Annotated in this window: 14 protein-coding genes; 5 read left to right on the top strand and 9 right to left on the bottom strand. The window is 63.7% G+C overall.

Going from position 1 to position 16,046, the window contains the following annotated elements; all coding sequences use genetic code 11:
• Positions 1-32 precede the first annotated feature (32 nt).
• Genes NJH59_RS17060 through NJH59_RS17045 form a run of 4 tightly spaced genes read right to left on the bottom strand, consistent with a single transcriptional unit; the run spans position 33 to position 6,134 of the window.
• A complete protein-coding gene (locus NJH59_RS17060; protein ID WP_043861755.1) occupies positions 33-1,259 on the bottom strand; it encodes a hybrid sensor histidine kinase/response regulator in 1,227 nt (408 codons plus the stop codon).
• On the bottom strand, positions 1,253-1,828 hold the full coding sequence (locus NJH59_RS17055; protein WP_043861754.1) for a chemotaxis protein CheB: 576 nt from the start codon (positions 1,826-1,828) through the stop codon (positions 1,253-1,255). Before NJH59_RS17055 ends, NJH59_RS17060 begins: the two co-directional genes overlap by 7 nt.
• Entirely contained in the window at positions 1,825-2,646 is an 822-nt protein-coding gene (locus NJH59_RS17050) for a protein-glutamate O-methyltransferase CheR (protein ID WP_043861753.1), read from the bottom strand. Before NJH59_RS17050 ends, NJH59_RS17055 begins: the two co-directional genes overlap by 4 nt.
• Positions 2,643-6,134 (bottom strand): response regulator, encoded by a 3,492-nt coding sequence (locus NJH59_RS17045; protein WP_054914314.1) that lies wholly within the window; start codon positions 6,132-6,134, stop codon positions 2,643-2,645. Before NJH59_RS17045 ends, NJH59_RS17050 begins: the two co-directional genes overlap by 4 nt.
• A gap of 269 nt (positions 6,135-6,403) precedes the next feature.
• Here NJH59_RS17045 and NJH59_RS17040 point away from each other — a divergent pair, with 269 nt between their 5' ends.
• Both NJH59_RS17040 and NJH59_RS17035 read left to right on the top strand, forming a co-directional pair.
• Entirely contained in the window at positions 6,404-6,763 is a 360-nt protein-coding gene (locus NJH59_RS17040) for a response regulator (RefSeq protein ID WP_054914313.1), read from the top strand.
• 118 nt (positions 6,764-6,881) lie between these two features.
• Positions 6,882-8,195, top strand: a complete 1,314-nt coding sequence (locus NJH59_RS17035) for a glycosyltransferase (RefSeq protein WP_054914312.1) — start codon at positions 6,882-6,884, stop codon at positions 8,193-8,195.
• Here the strand turns inward: NJH59_RS17035 and cobF are convergent.
• Together cobF and NJH59_RS17025 are read right to left on the bottom strand one after the other, a co-directional pair.
• The gene (cobF, locus tag NJH59_RS17030) at positions 8,164-8,901 is read right to left on the bottom strand and encodes a precorrin-6A synthase (deacetylating) (RefSeq protein WP_043861749.1); all 738 of its coding nucleotides are present in this window, start codon (positions 8,899-8,901) and stop codon (positions 8,164-8,166) included. The two genes, NJH59_RS17035 and cobF, sit on opposite strands and share 32 nt — an antisense overlap.
• 65 nt (positions 8,902-8,966) lie before the next feature.
• Positions 8,967-10,256: an OprD family porin gene (locus NJH59_RS17025; protein WP_196932829.1), complete on the bottom strand. Its 1,290-nt coding sequence runs from the start codon at positions 10,254-10,256 to the stop codon at positions 8,967-8,969.
• A gap of 358 nt (positions 10,257-10,614) precedes the next feature.
• Here NJH59_RS17025 and NJH59_RS17020 point away from each other — a divergent pair, with 358 nt between their 5' ends.
• The 3 genes from NJH59_RS17020 (at position 10,615) to NJH59_RS17010 (ending at position 12,067) form a co-directional block, all read left to right on the top strand.
• Entirely contained in the window at positions 10,615-10,974 is a 360-nt protein-coding gene (locus NJH59_RS17020) for a histone-like nucleoid-structuring protein, MvaT/MvaU family (protein WP_043861747.1), read from the top strand.
• A 219-nt stretch (positions 10,975-11,193) separates the two neighbouring features.
• Positions 11,194-11,715 carry a lactoylglutathione lyase gene (gene gloA, locus NJH59_RS17015; protein ID WP_043861746.1) on the top strand — a complete coding sequence of 174 codons (522 nt, stop codon included), beginning with the start codon at positions 11,194-11,196 and terminating at the stop codon, positions 11,713-11,715.
• A 103-nt stretch (positions 11,716-11,818) separates the two neighbouring features.
• Positions 11,819-12,067 carry a hypothetical protein gene (locus tag NJH59_RS17010; RefSeq protein WP_054914310.1) on the top strand — a complete coding sequence of 83 codons (249 nt, stop codon included), beginning with the start codon at positions 11,819-11,821 and terminating at the stop codon, positions 12,065-12,067.
• 84 nt (positions 12,068-12,151) lie between these two features.
• Here NJH59_RS17010 and ahpF read toward each other — a convergent pair whose 3' ends face one another.
• From ahpF to gorA, 3 genes are all read right to left on the bottom strand, one after another.
• Entirely contained in the window at positions 12,152-13,714 is a 1,563-nt protein-coding gene (gene ahpF / locus NJH59_RS17005; RefSeq protein WP_236176158.1) for an alkyl hydroperoxide reductase subunit F, read from the bottom strand.
• Positions 13,715-13,831: 117 nt separating this feature from the next.
• Complete coding sequence (ahpC, locus tag NJH59_RS17000; RefSeq protein WP_043861743.1) at positions 13,832-14,395, bottom strand: alkyl hydroperoxide reductase subunit C; 564 nt, start codon at positions 14,393-14,395, stop codon at positions 13,832-13,834.
• A gap of 218 nt (positions 14,396-14,613) precedes the next feature.
• Positions 14,614-15,969, bottom strand: a complete 1,356-nt coding sequence (gene gorA, locus NJH59_RS16995) for a glutathione-disulfide reductase (protein ID WP_088514405.1) — start codon at positions 15,967-15,969, stop codon at positions 14,614-14,616.
• Positions 15,970-16,046 lie beyond the last annotated feature (77 nt).

Raw genomic sequence — 16,046 nt, 5'->3', positions numbered from 1 at the left:
GATTCATGGGGGATCGCTATACGACCCCGGCCTCACGCAGAGGTTGCCTGCTGCGCGCCACTTTCTTGCGGGCTGCGTACCAGTGGCAGGCGCACGCTGAATGTCGCGCCCTGGCCCTCGGTACTGCTGACCGTGATGCTGCCGCCATGGGCCAGCACGATCTGTTCGGAAATATACAGGCCCAGCCCCAGGCCGGCACTGCTCTGGTTGGAGCATACCCGCTCGAACTGCTGGAAGATGCGCTGCTGGTTCTCGGCACTGATGCCGATGCCATGGTCGCGCACCTGCACGCAGGCCATGCCCTGTTCCTCGAACACGCGCACCTGCACCGGCGACTTGGCGCCATAGCGCAGGGCGTTGGTGAGCAGGTTGGCGATCACCTGCTCGATACGAAACTCGTCCCAGTAGCCGACCAGTTCGGCGCCGGCCTGCAGGCTGATGCTCGAGTCGACCGCAGCCGCCTGGGCGGCGAAGTTCTCGACCAGGCCGCTGACCAGCTGGCACAGGTCGAACGATGCGGGCCGGATCGACAGCTTGCCGGTACGGATGCGCGACACGTCGAGCATGTCTTCGATCAGCCGGATCAGGCTGTTGATCTGGCGCTCGTCACGCTCGACCATGGCGTGCATCTTGTCCAGGGTGAAGGCATCGGCGTTGTTGCGCGCCAGGTGCAGCTTGCGCAGCTGGGTCTCCAGTATCAGACCGTTGAGCGGTGTGCGCACCTCGTGGGAGACGATCGACATGAAGTCGTCGCGCATGCGTACCGCGTGCTCCAGCTCGCTGCGCGTGACCTGCAGCTGCGCCAGCAGCAGCTCCTGCTCCTGGCGGCTGCGCTCCAGGGCCTCCAGCTGCTGGCCGAGGGCCTTGCGCTGGCGGTACAGGTCGATGAACACCGCCACCTTGCTCTTCACCGCCTGGGTGTCCAGCGGCTTGTGCAGGAAGTCCACCGCGCCGCTCTCGTAGCCCTTGAAGGCGTAGTTCATCTCGCGCGCCGCAGCGCTCACGAACACGATGGGAATGTTCTTGGTCTTTTCCGTACCGCGCATCATCTCGGCCAGTTCGAAACCGTTCATTCCGGGCATCTGGACGTCGAGGATGGCCAGCGCGAACTCGTGCTCGAGCAACAGCGACAACGCATGGTCGGCCGATTGCGCCTGGTACACGTTGCGGTCCGGCCCCTTGATCAGCGCCTCGAGCGCCAGCAGGTTTTCCGGCAGGTCGTCGACGATCAGCAGGTTTGCTTGGATATGGCTTAGCATGCACGTGGTTCCAGCTTGGCGAGCAATTGCCCGATGCCATTCAATGGGAGTATGTGGTCGGGCCGGTGCAGCGCCAGCGCCGCCTCGGGCATGACCGCGACTTGCGCCTCATGCGGGTCCTGAATCAGGGTAGTACCGCCGTGCTCCTTGATGCGCGCCAGCCCGCGCGCTCCGTCTTCGTTGGCGCCGGTCAGCAACACGCCGACCAGGCCGTCGCCATAGGCATCGGCGGCCGACTCGAAGAGGATGTCGATCGAGGGCCGGGAAAAGTGCACGCGGTCCTCCTGGCTCAGGGACAGGCTGCGGTCACGCTCCACCGACAGGTGATAGCCGGGGCCGGCCACGTAGATCATCCCCGGCACCACGCTTTCCTTGTCGCGGGCCTCCTGCACGGGGCGCTGCAAGCGGCGGCTGAAGACTTCGGCCAGCTGGCTGTGGCGGTCGTCGGGCAGGTGCAGCACGCACAGCAACGCAATGGCGTAGTCGGCGGGCAAGGCGGCAAACACCGTGAGCAGCGCCGACACGCCCCCGGCTGAAGCCCCCACCACGATCGCATCGGTGCCTTTCATGACTTTCGGTAGATCCGTTCTGGCTTGACCAGCGCGTCGAAGCGGTTGGCGTAAGCGGAAAAATCCAGGGTTTCCTTGCTGCCCAGCACCAGAAAGCCACGGTGGCACAGCGAGTCGTGAAACAGGCCGAAGGCCCGGTCCTGCAGGGTCTTGTTGAAGTAGATGAGCACGTTGCGGCACGAGATCAGCTGGGTTTCGGAGAACACGCTGTCGGTGGCCAGGCTGTGGTCGGCGAAGGTCACGTTTTCGCGCAGGCTGCTGTCGATGATCGCGTTGCCATAGGCGGCAGTGTAGTAGTCGCTGAAGGCCCGGCGCCCGCCGGCCTTCTGGTAGTTCTCGGTGTACTCGCGCATGTTCTGCATCGAGTAGATGCCCTGCTTGGCCTTTTCCAGCGAGCTGGGGTTGATGTCGGTGGCGTAGATGATGGTGCGTTCGAGCAACCCTTCTTCGCGCAGCAGGATGGCCATGGAGTAGACCTCCTCGCCCGTGCTGCAGCCGGCAATCCAGATCTTGATCGAGGGCCAGGTCTTGAGGTGCGGCACCACCTCCTCGCGCAGCGCGAGGAAGTGACCGGGGTCGCGAAACATCTCGCTCACCGGGATGGTGAGGTACTGCAGCAACTGCATGAACACACTCGGGTCGTGCAGCACCCGTTCCTGCAGGGCCGACACCGTGGCACATTCGAACTGGCGCACGGCATGCAGCACCCGGCGCTTGATCGAAGCGCCGGAATAGTCGCGAAAGTCGTAGCTGTACTTGAGGTAGATCGCCTCGATCAGCAGCCGGATTTCAATGTCGGTGTTACGTTCGATACTCAAATTCGCTCCAGTTGCGGCAGCCATACCCGAATCAGGGAGAACAGCCGGTCCAGCTCTATCGGCTTGGCCAGGTAGTCGTTGGCGCCGGCCTGCAGGCAGCGCTCCTGGTCATCCTTCATGGCCTTGGCGGTGACGGCGATGATCGGCAGCTTGCGCCAGCGCGGGTCCTTGCGAATGCGCCGGGTGGCTTCATAGCCGTCCATCTCCGGCATCATCACGTCCATCAGCACCAGGTCGATATCGCTGACCTGCTCGAGTTTTTCGATGGCCTCGCGGCCATTGCGACCGATCTCCACGATCGCGCCCTTGTGCTCCAGCGCACTGGTGAGGGCGAAGATGTTGCGCACGTCGTCGTCCACCAGCAGGATCTTGCGCCCCTCGAACACCTTGTCGCGGCTGCGCGCGGTCTTGAGCATGCGCTGACGTTCATGGGACAGCGTCGACTCGACTTTGTGCAGAAACAGCGTGACTTCATCCAGCAACCGCTCGGGTGAACGCGCGCCCTTGATGATGATCGAGCGCGAGTACTTGAGCAGGTCGGCCTCTTCGTCGCGGGTCAGGTTGCGCCCGGTGTAGACGATCACCGGCGGGAACGAGCGGATATCGTCGGCGGTCATGCGCTTGAGCAGCTCGTTGCCGAGCATGTCGGGCAGCTTGAGGTCGATGATCATGCAGTCGTAGATGTTCTCGCGCAGCAGCTCCAGGGCTTCCTGGGCCATGCCCACCGCGGTGATCTTGATGTCTTCGTCGCCGATCAGGCGGGCGATGCTTTCGCGCTGCAGGTCATCGTCTTCCACCAGCAGGATGTGCTTGAGCTTCTGGGTCAGCTTGGCTTCCAGGCGGCCGAACACGGCCTTGAGCTCCTCGCGGCTGGTGGGCTTGACCGCATAGCCGATCGCGCCCATGTGCATGGCCGCCTCGACACGGTCCTCGACCGAGATGATGTGCACCGGTATGTGCCGGGTGGACGCCTGCTCCTTGAGCCGCTGCAGCACGGTTAGGCCGGAATGGTCGGGCAGGCGCATGTCCAGCAGGATGGCGTCGGGGATGTAGCTGGCCGCCAGTTCGAAGCCTTCGTCGGCGGCCTGGGCCACCAGGCAGCTGTAGCCCAGTTCGTGGGCCAGGTCGAAGAGGATGCGGGCAAAGTTGGGCTCGTCCTCGATCACCAGGATGCAGCGGTTGCTGAACGGTGCCAGGTGACGGTCGTCGGCGAAGCTGGCCGCCGGGCGCGGGGCTTCGGCGGCCGGCAGCACGACGGGGGCCGCCACGGGCAACGGCGCGGCGGCGCGGGCCACCAGTGCCAGCGGCTGCGCCTCGACGCTCGGCTCGTACGACTCGGGCAGTATCAGGCTGAACACGCTGCCCTGGCCCAGTTGGCTTTCGACACGGATCTGGCCGCCCAGCAACTGCGCCAGGTCACGGGAAATCGACAGCCCCAGGCCCGTGCCGCCGTAGCGCCGGTTGGTGGTGCCGTCGGCCTGGTGGAAGGCTTCGAAGATGCTCTGCTGCTGGTCGTCGGCAATGCCGATGCCACTGTCGCGCACCGAGAACACGATGCCGGTGCCGGCCTGGTAGCCGATGGTCAGCGCCACCTGGCCGCGCTCGGTGAACTTCAGCGCGTTGGACAGCAGGTTCTTGAGGATCTGCTCCAGGCGCTGTCGATCGGTGAACAGGGTGGCCGGCACCTGCGGCTCTACGGTGACGCTGAAGGCCAGCTGCTTCTGCTGCGCCAGCGGCTCGAACAGGCTGCGCAGGCCTTCGGCCATGCGGCTGATGTGGGTGGTTTCGGCGCGTACATCGAGCTTGCCGGCCTCGACCTTGGCGATGTCGAGAATGTCGTTGATCAGGTTGAGCAGGTCGTTGCCGGCCGAATAGATCGACTCGGCGAACTTGACCTGCTCGGCGCTGAGGTTGTCCTGCGGGTTCTCGGCCAGCAGCTTGGCCAGGATCAGCGAGCTGTTGAGCGGGGTGCGCAGCTCGTGGGACATGTTGGCGAGGAATTCGGACTTGTACTTGCTCGAGCGCTGCAGTTCCTCTGCACGCTCCTGCAGCTCGACCTGCACCCGGTTCAGCTCGCCGTTCTTGCGGTCCAGCGCATCGCGCTGCTCGGCCAGCGCGTCGGTACGCTCGGCCAGTTGCTCGTTGGTCTGCTCCAGCTCGGCCTGCTGCGTCTCCAGATGGGCCTGGGACTCCTTGAGCACCCGGGACTGTTCCTCGAGCTCTTCGTTGGCAGTCTTGAGCTCTTCCTGCTGCACCTGCAGCTCTTCGTTGAGCTGCTGGGTTTCGGCCAGCACTTCCTGCAGGCGCTGGCGATAGCGCGCACTCTCGATGGAGGTGCCCAGGTTGTCGGCCAACCGCTCGAGAAACTCGATGTCGCGGTCCTCCACTGCGCGCAGAAAGCCCAGCTCGACCACACCATTGACCTGGCCGTCGTTGATCGCCGGAATCACCAGCACGTTGCGCGGGCACCCCTCGCCCAGCCCGGAGCTGACCTTGAAGTAGTCCTGCGGCACCTCGTCCAGGCGCATCAGGCGACGCTGCGCCACGGCCTGGGCAAGGATGCCCTCCTGGGCGCCGACGACCTGCTCCTGCCCCTGCTGCTCGCGGGAGAAGCCGTAGCTGGCCACGCGGCGCAGGCTGCCATGCTCGTCACGCACGTACACGGCCGCCACCACGCTGCCCAGGTAATGGGCGAAGAACTGCAGGATGTTGTTGCCCAGCATCGGCAGGGTCAGTTGCCCCAGCACCTGCTCGGCCAGACGCGATTGCCCGGCGCGCTGCCAGGCCTGCTGTTCGAGGCGCTCGGCAGCGCGCTGCTGGGCCTCCAGGTTGGCCGCGTAGTTGCTGGACAGGTTGAGCAGGTCGCGGCGGCCGATGTAGGCCAGCAATGCGCTGAGCAGCACCACGAAGGCCAGGTAAAGGGAAATGGACCACTTCGTGGTGTTGCTGACCTGATCGTTGCGGGCAAGACGCAGCTGTTGCTCCATCGCGACGAAATCGTCGAACTCCTTGCGGATCTCGTCGGTCAGGCGCTTGCCCTGACCGAGCTTGATGGGCGTGCGGTAGTCGTCATTGGCGCGGCGCAGGGCGATCATGTCCTTGCCGAAGTTGTTCCAGGCGGCCTGCAGGGCTTGCAGGCGGCTCAGGCGGTCGACCTGCTGCGGGTTGTCGGCCACCAGTTCCTTGAGCGTCTCGAGTTCGGCCTGTATGCGTGGCTTGGCCACTTCATAGGGGTCGAGGAACTGCTCGTCGCCGGTGAGCAGGAACCCGCGCATGCCGGTTTCCATGTCGATGGACAGCTTGACCGCCTCGTTGGCGTTGTTGATCACCCGGTCGGTGTGGGCGACCCACTGGATGACCGACAGCAGGTAGGCAATCACGGCGACGAAAACCACCGCACTGATCAGACCGACCCCCAGGGGCAGGCCGATGTTGCGGCTCAGCAGCTTGCGAAAGCTCTGCTGATCGGTCGAGGCTGGTTGACTCATTGGAAAGGCCCGAGCAAGTAGACGAACGAAAGAGTGTGACGGATTTTCGAGCAATTGTTCCAGTTTTCCGCCAGTTCAATGCCCGCAGCGTGGCGCCGTGCCCGTGTTGGCCGGGCATCGAGCCCGTATTTGAGCCAGTGCTGCGCCAAACGTTCCCTGTTTGGCCAGAGCCCGCTATGCTCACTGGCTGGTACGTTTGACGATCCAGGGAACTAAGCACCGCGTGCTGTTTACAGATAGTGTGTCACCCATTTTCACAGGATCCTGCCATGCCCGATAATCACCCTCTTCTGGTCGTCGAAGACGACGCCATCGTGCGCATGCTGATGGTGGATGTGCTCGATGAACTGGGTTACCAGGTGGTGGAGGCCAAAGATGCCGAACAAGCGCTGCAAGTGCTGGGCAACCCGGACAAACCCCTTGCCCTGATGATGACCGATGTCGGCTTGCCCGACATGGACGGCAAGCAACTGGCGGGCAAGGCCCGCGAACTGCGGCCGCTGTTACCCATCCTGTTCGCCAGTGGCTATGCCGACAGCTTCGATGTGCCCGAGGGCATGCACATGATCGGCAAGCCGTTCAGCATCGACCAGCTGCGCGACAAGGTGACCTCGATTCTGGCCCTCTAGGCGCGCCAGCTCCCGCACCGCTGTACCTGCGGGAGCCGGCCTGCCGCCGAAGAGGCCGAAACGGGTGGCCCGGATTCTGGTTTAATACGCCTTTTTTGCCCAAAGGCCCGCCCTCCCCATGCACCCAACCGCCCTCCACGTCCTGGTCATCGGCTATGTCTGGCCCGAACCCCGCTCTTCGGCCGCCGGCGGGCACATGATGCAGCTGCTGGAGTGTTTTCTGGAGCGCGGCTGGCGCATCACCTTCAGCAGCCCCGCAGCCATCGGCGAACACAAGGCCGACCTCGCGAGCCTGGGCATCGCCGAGCAGGCCATCGAGCTGAACAACGCCAGTTTCGACCGTTTCATCGCCGACCTTGCCCCCGACGTGGTGCTGTTCGATCGCTTCATGATGGAGGAGCAGTTCGGCTGGCGCGTCGAGAAGCATTGCCCGGCGGCCCTGCGCGTGCTCGAGACCTCCGACCTGCAGAGCCTGCGCGATGCCCGTCATCAGTTGCTGCGCCGGCGCCTGGCCGAGGGCCTGGACAGCAACGACTTTCGCGCGCTGTTCAACACCTCGGGCCCCGACCTGTATCGCCAGATGGCCGGTGCCGACCTGGCCCAGCGTGAACTGGCGGCGATCTACCGCAGCGACCTGAGCCTGATGATCTCGGATGTCGAGATAGACCTGCTGGTCAATGGCTTCGGCGTGCCCGAGGCGTTGCTGCACTGGTGCCCGCTGATGCTGGCGCCGCCCACCGAAGCCTTCAGGCCGTTCGCGGAACGCGAGCACTTTCTCAGCATCGGCAACTTCCGCCACGCGCCGAACTGGGATGCGGTGCTGTGGATGAAGCACAGCCTGTGGCCGATGATCCGCCGTCGCCTGCCCAAGGCTCAGTTGCACATCTATGGTGCCTACACGCCGCCCAAGGCCACCGCGCTGCACAATGCTGCCGAAGGGTTTCACGTGATGAACTGGGCTGAGGACGCCCTGCAGGTGATGAGCGGCGCACGGGTGTGCCTGGCTCCGCTGCGCTTTGGCGCCGGCATCAAGGGCAAGCTGACCGATGCGATGCTGTGCGGCACGCCCAGCGTGACCACCCCGATTGGCGCCGAGGCCATGCACGGCGACCTGCCCTGGCCAGGCCTGGTGGCCGACACCGCCGAAGGGTTGGCCGATGCCGCGGCGCGGCTCTACAGCGAGCAACCGCGCTGGGAGCAGGCCCAGCGCGACGGGCGCCAGCTGCTGAGCGCCCGCTACGACAGGCGCTGGCACGGCCAGGCCCTGGTGCAGCGCATCGAACACACGCTGGCGCACCTGGATGAACAGCGCCTGTACAACTTCACCGGGGCCATGCTGCGCCACCATCACCACAAGAGCACCCAGTACATGGCCCAGTGGATCGAGGCCAAGAACCGGCCTAGCGGCGGCGCAGCAGATACGTGTCCATGATCCAGCCCTTGCGCGCGCGGGCCTGCTCGCGCTGAGCCAGGATCTGCGCCTTGACCTGCATCAGCGGCCCCTCGATCAGCAGCTCGTCGGCAGTGCCCAGATAGGCGCCCCAATAGATGTGCAGGTGCGGATCGTCCAGTTCGGCAAAGGCGCATTGCCCGTCCAGCATCACCACCACGTTGTCGATGCCTGACTCATCAGCCAGGCGTCGGCCCGGCAGGATATGCAGCGGCTCGCCAATACGGTTCAGTGCAATGCGGTGAGCGGCCGCCAGGGCCTGGACGCTGCTGATGCCGGGGATGACTTCAAGGCTGAACGCCGGCTGCGCCACCCGCTCCAGAATGCGCAGGGTGCTGTCGTAAAGCGTCGGCTCGCCCCACAGCAGGAACGCGCCGCATTGCCCCTCGGCAAGCTCGTCGTGCAGCAGGCGCCCATACAGCGCAGCGCGCTGGCGGTGCCAGTCCTCCACGGCACCGACGTAGTCTGCAGCCGCCGCGTCGCGTTGCGGGTCTTCGACCTGCACCAGGCGATAGGGCCGGGTGACGTGGCGCTCCAGCAGCTCCTTGCGCAGGCGCAGCAGGTCGTCCTTGGCGGCGCCCTTGTCCAGCACGAAGAACACGTCGGCGCGGTTCAGGCTGTCGATGGCTTCGAGGGTGATCTGCCGGGGGTTGCCCGGGCCTATTCCAATCAGCAGCAGGTGTTTCATCGCAAGCTCTCCCAGGGGCGCGCGGCCATTGTCGACCGGCCCGCGCCACTTGGCAAAGCCTGCGCCTACAGTACGGAGAAGTTGTAGCTGACGATCACCCGGGTCTCATCCATGTCGCGGGCGAATTTCTCGTAGTTGCTGCGGTAGGTGGAGTTGCGCAGGCGCACGCTGACGTCCTTGAAGGTGCCGCTCTGCACCTGGTACTTGAGTTCGCTGTCCCGCTCCCATTCCTTGCCCTGTGCCGGGCTGCCCGGCACCTTGACGTGATCGCCGCTGATGTAGCGGCTCAGGAAGCTCAGGCCTTCGAGCCCTACTGCCTTGAAGTCGTAGTCGTAGCGCACCTGCCAGGACCGCTCCTGGGCCGCAGCGAAGTCGTTGACCTGGGCGTAGTTGACCAGGTAGGGGTTGCTGCCATCGAGGTACGGCATGGCGTTCTCGCCGTACATGCGCTGCCAGCCGGCGCTGAGCTTGTGCCCGCCCAGGCTGTAGCCAAGCATGGCGCTGAAGGCGCGGTGGTCGATGTCGCCGGCACGGGCACGACCGATGTCGTCGCTCTTGATCAGGCGCAGGTCGGCCGAGAGGCGGCCCACGCTCAAGGGCTGGCTGGCCACCAGCCCGAGGAAATGCTGGCGATAGATGTTTTCGAGCTTGGCCACCTGGTACTGCGCGCTCAGGCGCTCGTTGAAGCGGTACTCCAGCCCGGCCGTGTCGAAGTGGTCGGCGCGGGTGTCGCAGGCATAGCGCTTGTTCTTGCAGTGCACGCGGATATCTTGCTGGTCGGTCGAATCGCGGGCAGTGTACTTGTCGAGCCGCGCGGCGCTGAAGGTGAGGTTGTCGACCTCTCTGGACGTCAGCATCGCGCCATGGAACATGGTGGGCAACAGGCGCCCGTCGTTGTACTTGAGCAGCGGCATGTCCGGCAGCATGGCACCGTATTTCAATACGGTCTGCGAGTAACGCACCTTGCCGGCCACACCCAGTTTTGCGTACTGATCGGCCGAATGGCGCGGGTTGTGGCCGCTGGACGGGAGCAGCCCGCTGTTGCTGTCGGCCGGGCTGGAATCGAGTTTGAAACCCAGCATGCCCAGCGCATCGATACCAAAGCCCACGGTGCCCTGGGTATACCCGGACTGCGCGTTGAGTATGAAACCCTGCGCCCACTCTTCACGTTTCGACGCGCCCTGGGAGGAGGCGGTGTGACCGTCACGAAAGTCACGATTGAAATACACATTGCGCGCCTCGATGTTGACACTGCTGTCTTGCAGGAAACCACTGGCCTGGGCCGAAACAGTAACGAAGGACAACAACGCGCCGACCACCGGGCGTTGGGCAATGAAGGGAGTTGGGGCACGCATGAAAAGCAGTATCCAGAACGAAGGGCAAGGTATCCATCAGCCCCGACGGGGCTGGGCAAGGGCCGCTGCACACAACTAGGCAGCGACCGCTTATTATCTCCAAAGCGCTCTGGCACGGGCCATTGGACCATGGTCTAGAACAGATGCCGATGCGGTAATTAATTCTTTAGTGTGGCGAGCACTGTGCAATAAGAAAGTTCCGTAGTGTGTTGTCGTAAAAGTTTGATGTTTATCGCAGGGCGATTGACTACACTCTTTTTACTGTGTTGTTTGTTTTCTACCCGGTGACGCGGCATCAATAGCGGCCTCAAGCGGTTGCGCCGCGCACGGCCCTTACCGACCAACAGGAGAGATGACAGTGTCCAGACTTGCAGAGTTTCGTGCTGCCGAAAAAGCCCTTCAGGAACAGCTTGCTCAACTGGAGGCACTGAAAAAAGACGCCGGCCTCAAACGGGAAATCGAATTCGAGCAGAAACTTGTCAGCCTGATGAAAACCTATGACAAGGGCTTGCGCGACATCATCAATATTCTCGACCCGGCGGCCACTACGCGCCGGCCTGCCAGCGCGCCCAAACAACGCCGTGCGCGCGTGGTGAAAGTCTATGAAAATCCGCATACCGGCGAGCTGATCGAAACCAAGGGCGGCAATCACCACGGCCTCAAGGCATGGAAGCAGGAGTACGGCGCACAGACAGTCGACAGCTGGTTGCGCAAGTGAAACAGTACTTCACACTTTTTTCACATGTACTGGCTCAGGATGAAGACTGCTAAAGGATTAGCGCCCCATACGCCCGCTTCGGCGGGCTTCTAATTCTTGCGCCCCGTCAGGCCTGGCCGACGGGGCGCAAACCGTTTGCGCAATCGCTTCAGTTCCGTATCATTGCTCCCTGACTGTTTTGCTGGCGCGCCAAGCGCCGGCCCTATCTGCGGAGTGCCCATGAGCCTGCAAAACCTCGACACCCTCCCCGGCGTCACCGCGCAACCGGATGCCGCGACCCACAACTTCGTGTTCAACCACACCATGCTGCGGGTCAAGGACGTCGCCAAGTCCCTGGACTTCTACACCCGCGTTCTGGGCTTCAGCCTCGTGGAAAAACGCGACTTCCCGGAAGCCGAATTCAGCCTGTACTTCCTGGCGCTGGTGGACAAGGCGCAGATTCCGGCCGACCCGGCCAAGCGTACCGAGTGGATGAAGTCGATCCCGGGCATCCTCGAGCTGACCCACAACCACGGCACCGAAAACGATCCCGCGTTCGCCTACCACAACGGCAACACCGACCCGCGCGGTTTCGGCCATATCTGCATTGCCGTACCGGACATCCGCGCGGCCTGCGAGCGCTTCGAACAGCTAGGCGTGAACTTCCAGAAGCGCCTGAGCGACGGGCGCATGAAGCACCTGGCCTTCATCAAGGACCCGGACGATTACTGGGTAGAGATCATCCAGCCGACCGAGTTCTGACAGCGGCCCCGGGGGCGCGCTCGTCGGCGCGCCGCCCCGGCGCACCTGGCTGTGGTATACCGGAGCTGATACCGGTTGAAGCCACCACAGCGAGGTAGCGCTCATGCACACCCTTGAATGTGTCCACCGCAACTACACGGTCACGGCAAACGTGGTTCCGCATGCCGGCATTCCCCTGCCGTTCGAAGTCGGATGCCGCATCACCTCCCCAGACAAGCACAGCACCCGGCGATTGTGTGCCCACGCGCCTCTGTTTCTGGCCGACCTGGAAAACGCCCAGCGCGCGTCGATTGCACTGGGCAAGTCGCTGGTCGACCAGCAACTGGACAAGGGCCGGTCGCTGTTCGAATAGGCCACGCAAAAGCCCTGACAGGCTGACCTGTCAGGGCTTTTGCGTTGTTGCACCGTCACGGGCCGGCAAGGCCGGCGATGCGCCTCAGGCCGGAGCGCTGGTACGGATCAGGTGGTCGAACGCTGCCAGCGATGCCTTGGCCCCCTCACCCACCGCGATCACGATCTGTTTGTAGGGCACCGTGGTCACGTCACCGGCGGCAAACACGCCCGGCACGCTGGTCTGGCCCCGCGCATCGACAATGATCTCGCCACGGGGCGACAGCTCGAGGGTGCCCTTGAGCCAATCGGTGTTGGGCAGCAGGCCGATCTGGACGAAGATCCCTTCCAGCGCGATGTCATGCTGCACGTCGCTGTTGCGGTCCTTGTAGCGCAGCCCGTTGACCTTCTGGCCGTCGCCCAGCACTTCGGTGGTCAAGGCGCTGGTGATCACGGTCACGTTGGCCAGGCTGTGCAGCTTGCGCTGCAGCACCGCGTCGGCACGCAACTGGCTGTCGAACTCGATCAGCGTGACATGGGCGACGATGCCGGCCAGGTCGATGGCCGCCTCCACGCCGGAGTTGCCACCACCGATCACCGCCACACGCTTGCCCTTGAACAGCGGGCCGTCGCAGTGCGGGCAGTAGGCCACGCCACGGCTGCGGTACTCCTTTTCGCCCGGCACGTTCATCTCGCGCCAGCGTGCGCCGGTGGCCAGGATCACGGTCTTGGCCTTGAGCGTGGCACCGTTGGCCATGCGCACCTGGTGCAGCGCGCCGTCCTGGCCCGGCACCAGCGCATCGGCGCGCTGCAGGTTCATGATGTCGACGTCGTACTGCTTGACGTGCTCTTCCAGCGCCGTGGCCAGCTTCGGCCCTTCGGTCTCCTGCACGGAGATGAAGTTCTCGATGGCCATGGTGTCCAGCACCTGCCCGCCGAAGCGCTCGGCAGCCACGCCGGTGCGAATGCCCTTGCGGGCCGCGTAGATCGCTGCTGCCGCGCCTGCCGGCCCACCACCGACCACCAGCACGTCGAAGGCGTCCTTGGCATTGAGTTTCTCGGCCTGGCGCTCGCTGGTGCCGGTGTCGAGCTTGGCGACGATCTCCTCCAGGCCCATGCGGCCCTGGCCGAACACTTCGCCATTGAGGTAGACGCTTGGCACTGCCATCACCTGGCGTGCCTCGACTTCGGCCTGGAACAGCGCGCCGTCGATGGCCACATGGCGCACGTTGGGGTTGAGTACCGCCATCAGGTTCAGCGCCTGCACCACGTCCGGGCAGTTCTGGCACGACAGCGAGAAGTAGGTTTCGAAGTTGAACTCACCCTTGAGCCCGGCGACCTGTTCGATCAGCTCGGCGCTCGCCTTGGAGGGGTGGCCACCGACTTGCAGCAGCGCCAGCACCAGCGAGGTGAATTCGTGGCCCATGGGGATGCCGGCAAAGCGCAGGCTGATATCGCCCCCCGGGCGATTGAGCGAGAACGACGGGCGACGGGCGTCGGCACCGTCCTCGCGCAAGGTAATCAGATCCGACAGGCTGGCGATTTCCCGCAGCAGGTCGTGCATTTCACGGGACTTCGCGCCGTCGTCGAGGGAGGCAACGATCTCGATCGGCTGGGTGACCCGCTCCAGGTAGGCTTTCAACTGAGTTTTAAGCGTGGCGTCCAACATACGGGCGATTCCTTTTCAAACGGTAGAAAAAACAACGCCCGGGCAGAGTCGCCCGGGCGTTTTGCGGGGCGGGACAGACTTCAGGTGCGGTGGCCCGCCCTCGGCTGGTTCACGGTCTTAGATCTTGCCGACCAGGTCCAGCGAAGGCGCCAGGGTAGCTTCGCCTTCTTTCCACTTGGCCGGGCAGACTTCGCCTGGGTGGGCAGCGACGTACTGGGCAGCCTTGACCTTGCGCAGCAGCTCGCTGGCATCACGGCCTACACCGCCGTCGTTGAGTTCGACGATCTTGATCTGGCCTTCAGGGTTGATCACGAAGGTACCGCGGTCGGCCAGGCCGGCTTCTTCGATCAGCACGTCGAAGTTGCGCGAGATGACGTGGGTCGGGTCACCGATCAGCGGGTACTGGATCTTGCCGATGGTTTCCGAGGTGTCGTGCCAGGCTTTGTGGGTGAAGTGGGTGTCGGTCGACACACCGTAGATTTCCACGCCCAGCTTCTTGAATTCAGCGTAGTTGTCGGCCAGGTCGCCCAGTTCGGTCGGGCAGACGAAGGTGAAGTCGGCCGGGTAGAAGAACACCACGGACCACTTGCCCTTCAGGTCGGCTTCGGAAACAGGGACGAATTCGCCGTTGTGGTAGGCAGTAGCGTTGAACGGTTTGACCTGGCTGTTGATGATAGGCATCGGTGACTCTCCTCAGGGTTGAAAAACTTGATGGGAGAATCCTAACCATTCATCGCCGATAGCGCTCATTGGCAAAGCTGATGCTGGTGATTGGTTTTGGCTATAAAGCTCAGTTCAGATAGACGATTTATGTTGATGCGATCGCGGGCCAAGCCCGCTCCCACAAAGACCGTTGCAATCGCTGTGGGAGCGGGCTTGACCCGCGCTGGAGGCACCGCTTAGCGCGTAGGCGTACGCAGCGTCACGAACTCCTCCGCGGCTGTCGGGTGCACACCGATGGTTTCGTCGAACTGTTGCTTGGTCGCCCCGGCCTTGAGCGCGATGCCCAGGCCCTGGATGATCTCGCCGGCATCCGGCCCGACCATGTGACAGCCCAGCACGCGGTCGGTGTCGGCATCGACCACCAGTTTCATCAGGGTCTTCTCCTGCACGTCGGTGAGGGTCAGTTTCATTGGCCGGAAGCGGCTTTCGAAGATCTGCACCTTGTGCCCCGCCTCCAGCGCCTGCTCCTCGGTCAGGCCCACGGTGCCGATCGGCGGCTGACTGAACACCGCCGTCGGGATGTTCTGGTAATCCACCGGGCGATACTGCTCCGGCTTGAACAGGCGCCGCGCCACGGCCATGCCTTCGGCCAGGGCCACCGGAGTGAGCTGCACGCGGCCGATCACATCGCCAATGGCCAGGATCGACGGCTCGTCGGTCTGGTACTGGTCATCGACCTGCACGTAGCCGCGCTTGTCCAGTTGCACTTCGGTGTTCTCAAGCCCCAGGTTATCGAGCATGGGGCGCCGGCCGGTGGCGTAGAACACGCAGTCGGCAATCAGCTCGCGACCATCCTTGAGGGTCGCCTTGAGGCTGCCATCGGGCTGCTGGTCGATACGCTGGATATCGCTGTTGAACTGCAGGTCGAGACCGCGTTTTTCCAGCTCTTCCTTCAGGTGCGTACGCACTGCGCCATCGAAGCCGCGCAGGAACAGGTCGCCCCGGTAGAGCAAGCTGGTCTTGGCGCCCAGCCCCTGGAAGATTCCGGCGAACTCCACCGCGATGTAACCCCCCCCCACCACCAGCACACGCTTGGGCAAGGTCTTGAGGTAGAACGCCTCGTTGGAACTGATGGCCAGCTCGCGCCCGGGGATGTCCGGAATCTGTGGCCAGCCGCCGGTGGCGATCAGGATGTTCTTCGCGCTGTAGCGCGTGCCGTCCACCTCGACCTCATGGGGCCCGGTGAGGCGGCCGTGGCCTTCGAGCAGGGTCACGCCACTGTTGACCAGCAGGTTGCGGTAGATGCCGTTGAGCCGCTCGATTTCACGGTTCTTGTTGGCGATCAGCTGTGCCCAGTCGAACTGTGCATCTTCCAGCGACCAGCCGTAGCCTGCCGCCTGCTCGAAGTCATCGGCAAAGTGCGCGCCGTACACCAGCAGTTTTTTCGGCACGCAGCCGACGTTGACACACGTGCCGCCCAGGTAGCGGCTTTCGACCACCGCCACTTTTGCGCCGAAACCGGCAGCAAAACGTGCTGCACGCACACCGCCGGAACCGGCGCCAATCACGAACAGATCAAAATCGTAGGCCATATCAGTCTCCTTGGCAGGCCGCCAGCATACCGCCAGCCAGGCCCATAAACAAAAAAGCCACCCGAAGGTGGCTTTGT

This window comes from Pseudomonas sp. VE 267-6A, assembly GCF_024126555.1.
GTDB lineage: Bacteria > Pseudomonadota > Gammaproteobacteria > Pseudomonadales > Pseudomonadaceae > Aquipseudomonas > Aquipseudomonas palmensis.
Note: the sequence above shows the minus strand (reverse complement) of the source record. Positions and strands in the feature narration are given on the sequence as shown.